General features: G+C 61.0%; 13 protein-coding genes. 3 read left to right on the top strand and 10 right to left on the bottom strand.

Features of this window, described 5'->3' with window-relative positions; all coding sequences use genetic code 11:
- Positions 1-2: 2 nt before the first annotated feature.
- Positions 3-1,070, bottom strand: coding sequence for an AI-2E family transporter (locus tag DMZ65_RS02645; RefSeq protein ID WP_116597320.1), 1,068 nt, complete (start codon positions 1,068-1,070; stop codon positions 3-5).
- 150 nt (positions 1,071-1,220) lie between these two features.
- Here DMZ65_RS02645 and proS point away from each other — a divergent pair, with 150 nt between their 5' ends.
- Together proS and DMZ65_RS02635 are read left to right on the top strand one after the other, a co-directional pair.
- Positions 1,221-2,564 (top strand): proline--tRNA ligase, encoded by a 1,344-nt coding sequence (proS, locus tag DMZ65_RS02640; RefSeq protein WP_116597319.1) that lies wholly within the window; start codon positions 1,221-1,223, stop codon positions 2,562-2,564.
- 71 nt (positions 2,565-2,635) lie between these two features.
- A complete protein-coding gene (locus DMZ65_RS02635) occupies positions 2,636-3,157 on the top strand; it encodes a DUF2937 family protein (RefSeq protein WP_116597585.1) in 522 nt (173 codons plus the stop codon).
- A gap of 69 nt (positions 3,158-3,226) precedes the next feature.
- Here the strand turns inward: DMZ65_RS02635 and DMZ65_RS02630 are convergent, their stop codons facing one another.
- The 7 genes from DMZ65_RS02630 to alr form a co-directional block, all read right to left on the bottom strand.
- On the bottom strand, positions 3,227-3,787 hold the full coding sequence (locus tag DMZ65_RS02630; protein ID WP_116597318.1) for a CvpA family protein: 561 nt from the start codon (positions 3,785-3,787) through the stop codon (positions 3,227-3,229).
- 23 nt (positions 3,788-3,810) lie between these two features.
- On the bottom strand, positions 3,811-5,178 hold the full coding sequence (gene radA / locus DMZ65_RS02625) for a DNA repair protein RadA (protein WP_116597584.1): 1,368 nt from the start codon (positions 5,176-5,178) through the stop codon (positions 3,811-3,813).
- 176 nt (positions 5,179-5,354) lie between these two features.
- Positions 5,355-5,789 carry a paraquat-inducible protein A gene (locus DMZ65_RS02620; RefSeq protein WP_116597317.1) on the bottom strand — a complete coding sequence of 145 codons (435 nt, stop codon included), beginning with the start codon at positions 5,787-5,789 and terminating at the stop codon, positions 5,355-5,357.
- A gap of 56 nt (positions 5,790-5,845) precedes the next feature.
- Positions 5,846-6,223, bottom strand: a complete 378-nt coding sequence (locus DMZ65_RS02615; RefSeq protein ID WP_157960542.1) for a hypothetical protein — start codon at positions 6,221-6,223, stop codon at positions 5,846-5,848.
- Positions 6,224-6,228: 5 nt separating this feature from the next.
- Positions 6,229-6,975 (bottom strand): ABC transporter ATP-binding protein, encoded by a 747-nt coding sequence (locus DMZ65_RS02610; RefSeq protein WP_116597315.1) that lies wholly within the window; start codon positions 6,973-6,975, stop codon positions 6,229-6,231.
- The gene (locus tag DMZ65_RS02605) at positions 6,972-7,754 is read right to left on the bottom strand and encodes an MlaE family ABC transporter permease (protein WP_116597314.1); all 783 of its coding nucleotides are present in this window, start codon (positions 7,752-7,754) and stop codon (positions 6,972-6,974) included. Before DMZ65_RS02605 ends, DMZ65_RS02610 begins: the two co-directional genes overlap by 4 nt.
- Complete coding sequence (gene alr, locus DMZ65_RS02600; RefSeq protein ID WP_116597313.1) at positions 7,751-8,788, bottom strand: alanine racemase; 1,038 nt, start codon at positions 8,786-8,788, stop codon at positions 7,751-7,753. Before alr ends, DMZ65_RS02605 begins: the two co-directional genes overlap by 4 nt.
- 460 nt (positions 8,789-9,248) lie before the next feature.
- Between alr and DMZ65_RS02595 the strand changes: the two genes are divergently transcribed.
- Positions 9,249-10,877, top strand: coding sequence for a BCCT family transporter (locus DMZ65_RS02595; RefSeq protein ID WP_116597312.1), 1,629 nt, complete (start codon positions 9,249-9,251; stop codon positions 10,875-10,877).
- Between the two features lie 80 nt (positions 10,878-10,957).
- On the opposite strand, the gene hisH is transcribed toward DMZ65_RS02595, so the two are convergent.
- Both hisH and hisB read right to left on the bottom strand, forming a co-directional pair.
- Positions 10,958-11,596 (bottom strand): imidazole glycerol phosphate synthase subunit HisH, encoded by a 639-nt coding sequence (gene hisH / locus DMZ65_RS02590; protein ID WP_116597311.1) that lies wholly within the window; start codon positions 11,594-11,596, stop codon positions 10,958-10,960.
- Between the two features lie 51 nt (positions 11,597-11,647).
- Positions 11,648-12,235 carry an imidazoleglycerol-phosphate dehydratase HisB gene (gene hisB / locus DMZ65_RS02585; protein ID WP_116597310.1) on the bottom strand — a complete coding sequence of 196 codons (588 nt, stop codon included), beginning with the start codon at positions 12,233-12,235 and terminating at the stop codon, positions 11,648-11,650.
- Positions 12,236-12,317: the final 82 nt, after the last annotated feature.

Here is a 12,317-nt window from a genome sequence, read left to right as displayed (position 1 = left end):
GCTTATCCGTCGTCGCGGTCGGACTGGCCGCGATACAGGATGCTGTGCTTGTATTGCGATACGCCGAAACGTGCCAGAACGCCAAGTGCTGCGGCCACCGGCACGGCCACCAGCATGCCGACAAATCCGAACAGCGCCCCGAAAACCGACAGCGCCATAAGCAGCCAGACCGGATGCAGACCCACCGAATTGCCCACCAGCTTTGGTGTCAGGAAGTTGCCTTCGATGAACTGACCCAGAAAGAAAATCGCGGCCACGGCGGCGATCCAGACCCATTCACCCCAGAACTGGAACAGCGCCAGGCCAATCGCCAGTGCGCCGCCGAAAATCGCGCCGATATAGGGAATGAAGGTCAGAAAGCCCGCCACCACGCCCACGACCAACCCGAATTGCAACCCCACCAGCATCAGCGCGACGGCGTAATAGACGCCCAGCACCAGACAGACCGTGCCCATCCCGCGAATGAACCCGGCCAGCGTCTTGTCTATGTCGCGTGCCAATTGACGGATTGTCGACGCGTGGTCGCGGGGCAACAGCTCGTCAAGGCGGGCGATCATGTTGTCCCAGTCCAGCAGCAGATAGACGGCCACGACCGGCACGATCACGAACAACAGCACGATGTTCAGGATCGACGCGGCCGAGGTCAGAACCGTGTTCAACAACTCTCCGCCACGGTCGCGGATCGTCTCTCCCAATCCGGACAGGGACTGGCGTATGGCGCTGTCCTGATCCATCAGTGACGGAAACCGGTCGGTCAGAAAATTCTGGAGTTCCTGGAAAAGCCTTGGTGCCACTTCAAAAAGCTGCACCGTCTGCTGCACCAATGTCGGGATCACCAGCAGCGCCATCAATACGAAGATGATAATGGCCACCACGGTGATGATGCCCGTGGCCAAAGGTCTGGAGCATCCGGCGCGTTCCAGACGATCCGCGACCGGGTCAAGAAAATAGGCAATCGCGCCGCCCAGGACAAAGGGCAGCAGGACATCGCCCAGAAACCACAGCAGCAACACCAGCACGGTGGCGGCGGCACCCCAGTATCTAAGCTGATAATGAACCGGTAAACCCATGCGACGCGCCCCTCTCAGGGTCACTCATTGCCCAACTGGCCGAGTCATGCAAGCAGAGGCTGGCCAAAAAATGATGCGGCACCGCTTGCGCAGACAGGGGGCAAGGCCCTACACCCTGTCGGACTGTCAATTCTTCGCCAAGGACTCATCATGCGTCTCAGCCGCTATTTTCTGCCCGTGCTCAAGGAAACGCCCTCCGAGGCGCAGATCGTCTCGCATCGCTACATGCTGCGTGCAGGCATGATAAAACAGGCGTCGGCGGGGATTTATTCCTGGCTGCCACTGGGCTTCAAGGTGCTGCGCAAGATCGAGAATATCGTTCACGACGAACAGGCCCGCGCAGGCCATATCGCCATTCAGATGCCGACGATGCAAAGCGCCGACCTGTGGCGCGAATCCGGTCGTTATGACGCTTACGGTCAGGAAATGCTGCGGATGAAAGACCGGCATGATCGCGACATGCTGTTCACCCCCACGGCGGAAGAACTGGTGACGGATATTTTCCGCAGCCATGTGGGCAGCTATAAAGACCTGCCGCTGACGCTCTATCAGATCCAGTGGAAATTCCGCGACGAGATCCGCCCGCGCTTTGGCGTGATGCGGGGCCGCGAATTCTACATGAAGGACGGGTATAATTTTGACCTGACTAAAGAGGACGCGTTGCATGCCTATAACCGTCACCTCGTCACCTACCTGCGCACCTATGAACGCATGGGGCTGCAAGCGATCCCGATGCGCGCGGATAGCGGACCCATCGGCGGCGACAACACGCATGAATTCCTCGTATTGGCAGACACTGGCGAGTCGGAAGTGTTCTATGATGCGCAGATCACCGATCTGAAATTCGGCACCCGCGAGATTGACTATGACAGCCATGCGCAGTGTCAGGCCGTTCTGGAGGAATTCACCAGCCGCTACGCCCGCACGGACGAGACGCATGACGAGGCCCTGTTCAATGAGGTGCCAGAAGAGCGTCGCCGTCAGGCGCGGGGCATCGAGGTTGGCCAGATCTTCTATTTCGGCACCAAATATTCCGAAGCGATGGGGGCCACGGTCGCTGACAGCGACGGCAACCGCGTGCCGGTCCATATGGGCAGCCACGGGATCGGCGTGTCGCGTCTGGTCGGCGCGATCATCGAGGCCAGCCATGACGACAAGGGCATCATCTGGCCTGAAGGTGTAACGCCGTTCCATTGCGGGATCGTCAACCTCAAGCAAGGCGACGAAGAGGCCGACGGTGCCTGCGAGGCGCTATACGCGTCACTGACCGCCTTGGGGCTGGAGCCGTTATATGATGACCGCAACGAACGCGCGGGCGCGAAATTTGCCGGCATGGACCTGATCGGTCTGCCTTGGCGGATCACCGTCGGTCCGCGCGGGTTGAAAAACGGCGTCGTGGAACTGACCTCGCGCCGGACGGGCACATCCGAAGAACTGCCGCCCGAACAGGCGATAGAACGGATCGCCCAGATCTACGGGCGTGCCGCCGTCTAAGGTTTTGCGGCACCCGAATCTGTTCGCGGTGCCGCGATAATGCTATGCTGCCCAATAAAAAGGGCAGGCATATGATTGTACGGGCACTCACCTTGGCAGGCGGGCTGGCAGGCGCGGCGGGCCTGTCGCAGTTTCCCGAGTTTTCGCAGCAATACACGCAACGGCTTGGCGGGGCGGTCGATGAGCTGGCCCGTGTCGTGGATCAGTTCGACCGGGATGCAAGCGCCGTCGGCATGTCCCGGCAAGAGGCGTTGTCGGAACTTGGCGAGAGCGGCGCATTTGGCGCGCGGCGCAGCCAGACCATCACCCGGACCATTGCACGCCATCGCGATCTGTCCGCCGATCTTGACGCCTTGCGGGCGGCAGGGCCGTTCACCCGTGCAAGCCGTATCGCGCATCTGAGCGATCCGCAGATTGCCCGCGCTGCATGGCGCGATTACAAGCCCGCCGCACCTTTGACCTTTGAGGGCGTCATATTTGCCGGGACCGGGTTTCTGGCGGGCAGTCTGGCCTTGTCCATGCTGATCGGTGCTCTGCGCTTGCCGTTCCGCCGCAGGGCGTCGCGGCCGCGACGCGCCGGGGCAGGGGCCTGACCGATAGCCGGAATGCAAACGGCCCGCGCGGTGAGGCACGGGCCGGTGTCGTAAAACGGGGGCACAGTGTCAGGTCGGGGTGTCGCACACGCCAACAAGCTGTTCGTATTGCGTGGTGATCCAGCCAAGTGCCTGTTCCGGGTTGCGATCTTCGATATTGCCGGTGAACTGTGAAAACACCTTGGCAGAGCGGCTGTTATCCACCATCGCCACATCCTGCGCGGCCAGCACGGTATCGTAGACAAAGAAGGCAATCGCCACCAACAGCACACCGCGCACGACCCCAAAGAGGAACCCCAGCCCCTGATCCAGACCACCAAGCGCAGATCGTTGGATCAGCGATGAAAACAGCGGCGTGAACAGCGACACGAGGACAAGGGCCACCGCAAAGACGGCCGCGAACCCGCCGATGATCGACAATTCGCAACTGTCGGCGATGAAATCGCCAATGAAGGGCAACTCCTTGACCAGCGGCTGCACTTGCGGCGCGAAGATGAACGCGAGAATTGCCGCCGCGATCCATCCCAGAATGGCCATGACTTCGCGGACCAGCCCACGGGAATAGGCCAAAAGCGCGGACAGAATGATGACAACGGCCACCACGCCGTCAATGATGGTGAAACCTTCCAAGAACCCTGTCCCTCTGTTTGTCCCTAACCCGCGCCGAAGATCTCGCCTACGAAGGCGGCCAGATCGCTCATCCGGGTCAGAGCCATATCGCTGGTCCCACCCGACTTGCCGCCTTCCGGCACGATGGCCGAGGTGAAACCAAGTTTTTGCGCCTCTTTCAACCGGTTTTCCGTTTGACCTACGGGCCGCAAGGCCCCTGATAGGCTTATTTCGCCAAAAACGACACATTCGGCGGGCAAAGCCGTGTCTTCGCGCGCCGACAGTAGCGCCGCCGCCACAGCCAGATCTGCGGCAGGTTCAGAGATTCTCATGCCGCCCGCGACGTTCAGATAGACATCAAGCCCGGCAAATGGAATGCCGCAGCGCGCCTCCAGCACGGCGAGTATCATCGCCAGACGCCCGCCATCCCAGCCCACGACCGTGCGGCGCGGCTGTGAATGCGGCGAGGGCGCGACCAGTGCCTGAAATTCGCACAGAACCGGGCGGGTGCCTTCGATCCCCGCAAAAACGGCAGATCCGGGCGTCGGCTGGCCGCGTTCGGACAGGAACAGCGCCGAGGGGTTGGCAACCTCGGCCAGACCCGCGCCGGTCATCTCGAACACGCCGATTTCATCGGCCGGGCCAAAGCGGTTCTTGACGGCGCGCAGGATGCGAAACTGGTGGCCGCGTTCGCCTTCGAAATACAGCACCGTGTCGACCATATGTTCAACCACGCGCGGACCGGCGATCTGCCCGTCCTTGGTGACATGCCCCACCATGATAACCGATGTATTGCGCCGCTTGGCAAAGCTGGTCAGCTCATGTGCGGCCGCGCGAACCTGACTGACGCTGCCCGGCGCGCTGTCAACATGATCGGCCCACATGGTCTGGATGGAATCGATGATCACCAGTTGCGGGGCTTCCGCCTCCAGCGTGGTCAGGATGTCGCGCAGATTGGTCTCGGCGGCCAGTTTCACCGAGGCATCGGCCAGCCCCAGCCTTTGCGCGCGCATCCGCACCTGCGCGCTGGCCTCTTCGCCACTGGCATAGATCACTTTCAGACCCGCACGGGCGAATTGCGCCGCAGCTTGCAACAGCAGGGTGGATTTGCCTATCCCCGGATCGCCGCCGACCAAAATGGCGCTGGACGGCACAAGACCGCCACCCAGCACACGGTCCAGCTCGTTCATGCCGCAAGAGGTGCGCGGCGGCGGGGCCTCTTCGTCGGACAGGTCCGTCAGCGGCACGGTGCGGCCACGGGATTTGCCAAGCGTCTTCTTTGGGGGGCCTGCGCTGATGCCGGCATCCTCGGTGATCGTATTCCACGCGCCGCACGCCTCGCAGCGGCCCGACCACTTGGAGGTTGCGGCCCCGCAGGATGAACAGACATAGGAAAGGGATGCTTTGGCCATGCGCGATCTTGTGGAACAAACAGGCAGCCCCCGCAAGCCCTGCCATAAGGGCAGGGTGGCTTCGTTGCGCGGCGCGCGTCGAAAAAGGCCACGTCCCGGTCGCGGCGCGGGCTGTGATGTGATCCGCGAGGCCCCCGGAAACATGACCCAGCTATCAATGTCATGGTCCGCTTCGATCAACGCCGGAGATTTTTCGCCGTCAGCAAACCGATCGACAGTGAGGCGAAGATGCAAGCGGTGAACAGGTAGAGACCCCAGGCGGTTTCGACACGACCCACGCCAACGCCCTTTGCCACAACGATATAAAGCGCGATCAGAAAGACATCCGCCATCGCCAGCTTGCCCAGCATGTTCAACGCGCCAAGCATGCGACGGCGCATCATGCCGAATTGGATCAGCGCCAGACCTATGGTTTTGAGATAGGGCACAAACAGCGCCAATGCCGTGACCAGCAGGGCCAGAAAGACGTCCGTTTCCCAAAGTGACTGAAGCCCGCTTAAAACGGAAATCTCGCTCAGACCGAACAGCGGCAGAAGGCCTGCGCGGATCAGCGGTGCGCACCACGCGACCGGGTAGAGGATCAGCAGGGACAGGTTCAGCCAGCGCAGCACGGGGTCAGTCCTTCAAAGCTGGGGAAATACGCGCAACGGGCATTTTGCGATGGCTGTCAGATGCGTGTCGCGGCCCAAAGGAGGATAAAGGCGACGGACAGTGCCACCACGGCAATCTCTATCCACGGCCAAGGGCGCTGGCGCGAGAACGTACCGATCAGCAGCAGCGCTGACGGGACGAGCAGCAATGCGATTCCGCCTGACACCAGAGCGCGGGCGGCGGTCCCATAAAGCGCAGAGCCCGACAGGCCCAAGGCCGGAGCGAACACAGTGGCGGTGATCGCGGCAGCAAACAGAAAAGCGGCGGCGGCAGGCAGTCGTACCCATCCTTGACCGAGGATGAGGCGCAGCAATGCCAGCAACAGGATCGCCTCGGGAAACACGAATCTGCGGGTGATCAGCAGCGCCATGACGGGAAAGTCAGGTTCGAACATCTTGCTTACCTCACGGCCTCTATCGGGCCTTCTGCGCGGCCATGGATGAATTGGTCGAGATAGGGATCGCCGCTGTTGTCCAGATCAGTCACTGGCCCGGTCCATTGGATGACGCCATCATGCAGCATGGCCACCTTGTCGGCAATCGCCCGCACAGAGGTCATGTCATGGGTGATGGTCATCGCCGTCGCCCCCATTTCGACAACGATTTCGCGGATCAGCTCGTTGATGACACCGGCCATGATCGGGTCCAGCCCGGTGGTGGGTTCGTCGAAGAAGATGATGTCGGGATCGGCGCAGATCGCCCGTGCAAGCCCTACGCGTTTTTGCATCCCGCCGGACAATTCTGCGGGAAACTTGTCGGCCACGTCAGGTTTCAACCCGACACGGCGCAACTTTTCCACGGCGATGGCGTGGGCCTCGTCATGCGGACGTTTAAGCGCGCCGCGCAGCAGGCGAAAGGCCACGTTTTGCCAGACAGGAAGGCTGTCGAACAGCGCGCCGCCCTGAAACAACATGCCGAAGCGCGCCAGAAACGTGTCGCGGTCGCCGGTATTCACATCGCGTCCGCCGACGCTGATCTGGCCGCTGTCGGGCTTGACCAGCCCAAGGATGCATTTCAACGCCACCGATTTGCCCGTGCCAGAGCCGCCGATGATTACCAGCGACTCGCCCTTTGACACGGCAAGGTTGACGCCGCGCAGCACATGGTTGCTGCCAAAGCTTTTATGAATGTCGCGCAGGTCAATCATGCCGAAAAGAACACCTCGGTCAGGATGTAGTTGGCGGCCAGGATCAGCACAGACGCAGACACCACCGCCGCCTTGGTCGCGCGTCCGACGCCCTGTGCGCCCCGGCCCGAATTCATGCCGTAATAGCAGCCCATCAGCGCCACCAGAAACCCGAAGGCAGCCCCTTTGAACAGGCCCGAGGCAACATCCCAGAATTCCAGAAAATCCACGGTGTTCTTGAGATAGGCAGCGGCGTTGAAATCCAGCCGGGTCACGCCAACGATATATCCGCCGAATATGCCGATGGCGTCGCCCACAGCCACCAGAACCGGCACGGCCAGCGTTGCGGCAAGCACCCTGGGAAGCGTCAGGTATTTCATCGGATTGGTGGACAGCGTCACCAGCGCGTCGATCTGTTCGGTGACTTTCATCGTGCCCAGCTCTGCCGCGATGGAGGACGCAACCCGTGCGGCCACCATCAACCCACCCAGAACCGGGCCAAGCTCTCTGACCATGCCGATGGCGACGATGGAGGGCACAACCGCCTCTGCCGAGAACCGCGCGCCGCCCGCGTAGATTTGCAGGGCCAGCGCGCCGCCGGTGAACAGGGCCGTCAGCCCGACAACGGGCAGCGACAGCCAGCCGATCTGCACCAGCGCCTGAAAGAACTCACGGTGATAATAGGGCGGGCGGAACAGATGGCTGACAGTCTGGCCTGCAAAAATCACCACGCGTCCAATGGCGGCCAGAAGCTGCAATACATTGCGACCCAAAGCGGCAATGGGGCGGGTCAGAATCATGGCCCGACATACCGGCGCGCATACCGATTGCCCAGCGATGTCAGGATCTCATAACCGATGGTTCCGGCGGCATCGGCCAGCGTATCGACAGACTGTTGATGGCCCAAAAGCTGAAAACTGTCAGGGTCTTCGGACAGGTTGCTGATGTCGACCCCGATCAGGTCCATTGAAATCCGCCCGACGATCTTGCAGCGCGTCTCGCCCGCCCAAAGATATGTGCTTGGGCCCATCGCGCGGATGATTCCGTCGGCATAGCCTGCGGCAATCGTCGCGATGCGCGACGGGGCATCCGAGGTCCAGGTGTTGCCATATCCCACGGTTTCGCCCGGCGTCAGCTCTCGGGTCTGGATCACCGGGATCGACAGATGCGCGACGGGCCGCGCGTCGGCAAAGGGCAATGCGCCATACAGACCGATACCGGGGCGGGTCAGTTCGAAATGATAATCCTTGCCCAGCAGAATGCCGCCCGTCGCAGACAGCGAGCGCGGCGCGTCGATCCCGTCGGTCATCTCGACAAAGGTTTGCAACTGCTGCGCGTTCATCGGGTGGTCAGGCTCATCCGCGCAGGCCAGATGGCTCATCACCAGCACCGGCGGCTGGTTGAGCGACACCCCGCGCAGGGCGGACCATTCGGCGGGTTCCATCCCCAGACGGTTCATGCCGCTGTCGAGCTGGATACCGAAACGGGCATCGGGCAGCGTTTCGATATGGCACGACATTTGATCGATGGAGTTGATCATCGGCACCAGGTCCGCATCACGGATCAGTGCGGTATCGCCCGCCATGTGGCCGGAAAAGACGCAGATATCGGGACCGTTGCCAAGGATCTGGCGAAGCGCCGCACCTTCTTCGGCCAGCGCCACAAAGAAACACCGCGCCCCCGCCGCAGCCAAGGCAGGGGCGACACGTTCCGCCCCTAATCCGTAGGCGTCGGCCTTTACCACCGCGCCGGTTTCACACCCGCTCAATGCGTTCAGCGCCTGCCAGTTTGCAACCAGTGCGCCCAGATCAATCGTCAGTTCTGCCTGTGCCATGCACGCTGTTTCGCACGATTGCCCGTCAGGTCAAGGCCAATATTGCCGCGCTCGTCTTTAGGGCAATCCCACGGGCCGGCTGGAACCAAAGCCGGGGCGTCTGAAAGAGCGCGCAGCTTGCGAGAGTTTCCGAAGCAAGGCAATCTGAAGTAAGGCCGTTTCCAACCCATTCTTTTGCGGCACCGGCTTTGGACAGCCGCTTCGCCATTCGTGTCTGAGGCGTATTTCCCAAATGTCAGTGAGGACAAATCAGCGCCTATGCCGACATGCGTGTTACGGTTTCGCCAAGGATGGGCCGCATCCGGCAGGATCAGTCAGGACGAATCTTGATGCACCGAAGGTCTCTGATTGAGATCAAGAGGCGGCAAGCATGGCAGTTTATTCAGATTTCAACTTATCCGGGAACAATATGAGTCACGTCTGCGTTATGCCCGAATTGACCTAAATTGTGGGGGCACCCGTGCAAACACTTGTCCAACGACTTGGATTGAAAACCGATCCGACAATCTTTTTCTCGGCAGCAGCGTTAACATTTGTTTTTGTTATTGCACTTGTCCTTTTCCCTGACCAGATCGGCGACTCCTTTGCAACGGGACGGGCGTGGATTGTCACCAACCTCGGGTGGTTTTTCATTCTGGGGGTAAATGTCTGGCTTGGCTTTCTGATCTGGGCAGCGATGTCACGGCATGGTCACATCCGGCTTGGCCCCAAGGGATCGCGCCCGGAATATTCCAATCTAAGCTGGTTCACCATGCTGTTTGCCGGTGGCATCGGCACGGTATTGATGTTCTGGGGCGTGGCAGAGCCGATTTCGCACTTTGCCAATCCGCCGCTGCCGGGAGTTGAACCTTACACAGAGGCGGCCGCCCGCGATGCCATCTCCATCGCCGTTTATCACCTTGGCCTGCACACATGGACGATCTTCACGCTGCCGGGGTTGGCCTTTGCCTATTTTATCAACCGCTACGAGCTGCCGGTGCGTGTGTCGTCGGTTTTCTATCCGCTTTTGCGCGACAGGATCTACGGCCCGGTGGGCAAGGCCATTGACGTGGCGTCTATCCTCGGGACGCTTTTTGGCGTGGCGGTGTCGCTGGGGCTTGGATCCAGCCAGATTGCGGCGGGGTTGAACGAGTTGTTCGGGACCGGTGACGGTGCCGAGGTTCAGGTTCTGATTCTGACCGCGCTGACGCTGGTGGCGATTTCTTCGATCGTTGTTGGTCTCGACAAGGGGGTGAAGTTCCTGTCGAACCTCAATATCGGCTTGGCCGTCGGGCTGATGATATTCGTGCTGGTTTTCGGATCTACGTTATTTCTGTTGCGCGGACTGGTCGAGACATTCGGCCTGTATTTCGAAAACCTTCCGCATCTGGCATTCTGGAATGACATGCTGGCAAATGAAAACCCGGAGAATGCCAACTGGGGCTGGCAAGGTTCCTGGACGGTCTTTTACTGGGCATGGACCGTCACCTGGTCGCCCTTCATCGGCATCTTCGTGGCGCGAATCTCGCGCGGGAGGACCATTCGGCAGTTTGTCTTTGGTGTTCTGCTGGCACCGTCGCTTTTCACGCTGATCTGGTTCTCGATCTTCGGCTGGCAAGCGATGGAGTTTGACGGTCTGGGCCTTGCGGCGCGTGCCGCCCTTGGCGATCAGGCGGGCGAAATCAGTGCCGCCGTTGCCGAAAGCGTGCCCTTGGCCATATTCGCCTTCTTCGAACACTTCCCCTTCACGACCTTCATGCAGGGGTTCGCGGTTCTGATCGTGGCCATTTTCTTTGCCACGTCATCGGACTCTGCCTCGCTGGTGGTGGATATGCTGTGTACGGGCGACGCAGAACCCGGACCGGTGCGGCAGCGGGTGTTCTGGGGGGCTGCCGAAGGCCTGGTCGCGGCCATGCTGATCATCCTTGCCGGCGATGCCGGTCTGGCGGCACTGCAACAGGTGATCACCGTGGTCGGCCTGCCGATCTTTGTGCTGGTCTGCATGATGATCCCGTCGCTGATACGCGGGTTTGCCATGGAAGAGATCGACCATATCACCATCGGCAAACGGCCCGAGTTGGAGACATTCCACGCCGAGACGACCGACTGAACCGCAGGCAGGAACGCTTCGCGATCACCTCATGCGGTCGCGGAGCGTTTCGGATATGCCGGGCTGTCCAATCTGATGTCTTACGGCGTCCAGCGCAGGAAGTTTGCAATCATCCGCAGGCCGGCATCGGCGCTTTTCTCGGGATGAAACTGGAAACCCAGCTTGTTGCCCGCACCCACAATGGCAGTGACATCGCCGCCGTAATCGACATGGGCAAGGCGCTGCGCGGTGTCGTGCATCGCCATGTGATACGAATGCACGAAATACGCGTGATCGCCCGTGGCGATGCCGTCCAGCACCGGATGCGGCGTGTCGATCACCAGATCGTTCCAGCCCATATGCGGCACTTTCAGCGCGGGATCGGCGGGTGAGATATGGCTGACTTCGCCGTCGATCCAGCCTAGGCCGGGCACCTCTTCGTATTCATGCCCGGTCCGGGCCATCAGTTGCATGCCGACGCAGATGCCCAGGAAGGGACGGCCACGGGTCTCGACCGCCTCGATCATCGCCTCATACAGGCCCGAATGGCCGGTCAATGCGCGTTGGCAGGCCGGAAACGCGCCGTCACCCGGCAAGACGACTCGGTCGGCACGGGCGACGGTTTCGGCTTTGTCGGTCACGATCACGTCGCCAGAGCCGGTTTCGCGCGCCATGCGCTGAAAGGCTTTTTCGGCGGAGTGCAGATTGCCGCTTTCATAGTCGATGATGACTGTCAGCATGGGGGTGCTTTCGTGATGGTGGGGCGCAGTTACGTCTGGTGGGCGACAGTTCTAAAGGGCACCCTTGGTGGAAGGCAGCGCGTTGCCGGCACGGGGGTCCGGTTCCACGGCGATGCGCAAAGCGCGAGCGACGGCCTTAAACGCCGCTTCGGCGATGTGGTGGCTGTTGAAACCGTGCAATTGGTCGATATGCAGCGTGATGCCGCCATGCGTCGCCAGGGCCTGAAAGAACTCCCGCACCAGCTCTGTGTCGAACGTGCCGATCTTTGCCGTCGGAAATTCGACGTTCCACACAAGGAAAGGCCGCGCCGAAAGATCCAGCGCCGCGCGCACCTGTGCATCGTCCATCGGCAAGTGGCATTCGCCGTAGCGGCGGATGCCACGTTTGTCGCCCACGGCTTCGGCCAGCGCCTGTCCCAGCGCGATGCCGGTATCCTCGACCGTGTGGTGATCGTCGATATGCAGGTCGCCCGTCGCGCGCACGGTGATGTCGATCATCGAGTGGCGCGACAACTGGTCCAGCATATGATCGAAGAAGCCGACGCCGGTCTGGTTGTCATAGCTGCCGGTGCCGTCAAGATTGACGGAAACGCTGATTTGCGTCTCGGCAGTGTTGCGGGTGATCTCGGCTTGGCGCATTGGGGGCATTCCTCAGGTCATGTGAGGCGCTTATAGGCGCGCACCCGCCCCGCGCCAAGAGGGTGCAAACCCATTGTGTCCG

This window comes from Primorskyibacter marinus (genome assembly GCF_003313245.1).
Lineage (GTDB): Bacteria > Pseudomonadota > Alphaproteobacteria > Rhodobacterales > Rhodobacteraceae > Primorskyibacter > Primorskyibacter marinus.
Note: the sequence above shows the minus strand (reverse complement) of the source record. Positions and strands in the feature narration are given on the sequence as shown.

Coding starts and splice junctions, on each gene's coding strand:
- DMZ65_RS02645 (WP_116597320.1), bottom strand. CDS start 1,070: ATGGGTTTACCGGTTCATTATCAGCTTAGATACTGGGGTGCCGCCGCC.
- proS (WP_116597319.1), top strand. CDS start 1,221: ATGCGTCTCAGCCGCTATTTTCTGCCCGTGCTCAAGGAAACGCCCTCC.
- DMZ65_RS02635 (WP_116597585.1), top strand. CDS start 2,636: ATGATTGTACGGGCACTCACCTTGGCAGGCGGGCTGGCAGGCGCGGCG.
- radA (WP_116597584.1), bottom strand. CDS start 5,178: ATGGCCAAAGCATCCCTTTCCTATGTCTGTTCATCCTGCGGGGCCGCA.
- DMZ65_RS02615 (WP_157960542.1), bottom strand. CDS start 6,223: ATGTTCGAACCTGACTTTCCCGTCATGGCGCTGCTGATCACCCGCAGA.
- DMZ65_RS02610 (WP_116597315.1), bottom strand. CDS start 6,975: ATGATTGACCTGCGCGACATTCATAAAAGCTTTGGCAGCAACCATGTG.
- DMZ65_RS02605 (WP_116597314.1), bottom strand. CDS start 7,754: ATGATTCTGACCCGCCCCATTGCCGCTTTGGGTCGCAATGTATTGCAG.
- alr (WP_116597313.1), bottom strand. CDS start 8,788: ATGGCACAGGCAGAACTGACGATTGATCTGGGCGCACTGGTTGCAAAC.
- hisH (WP_116597311.1), bottom strand. CDS start 11,596: ATGCTGACAGTCATCATCGACTATGAAAGCGGCAATCTGCACTCCGCC.
- hisB (WP_116597310.1), bottom strand. CDS start 12,235: ATGCGCCAAGCCGAGATCACCCGCAACACTGCCGAGACGCAAATCAGC.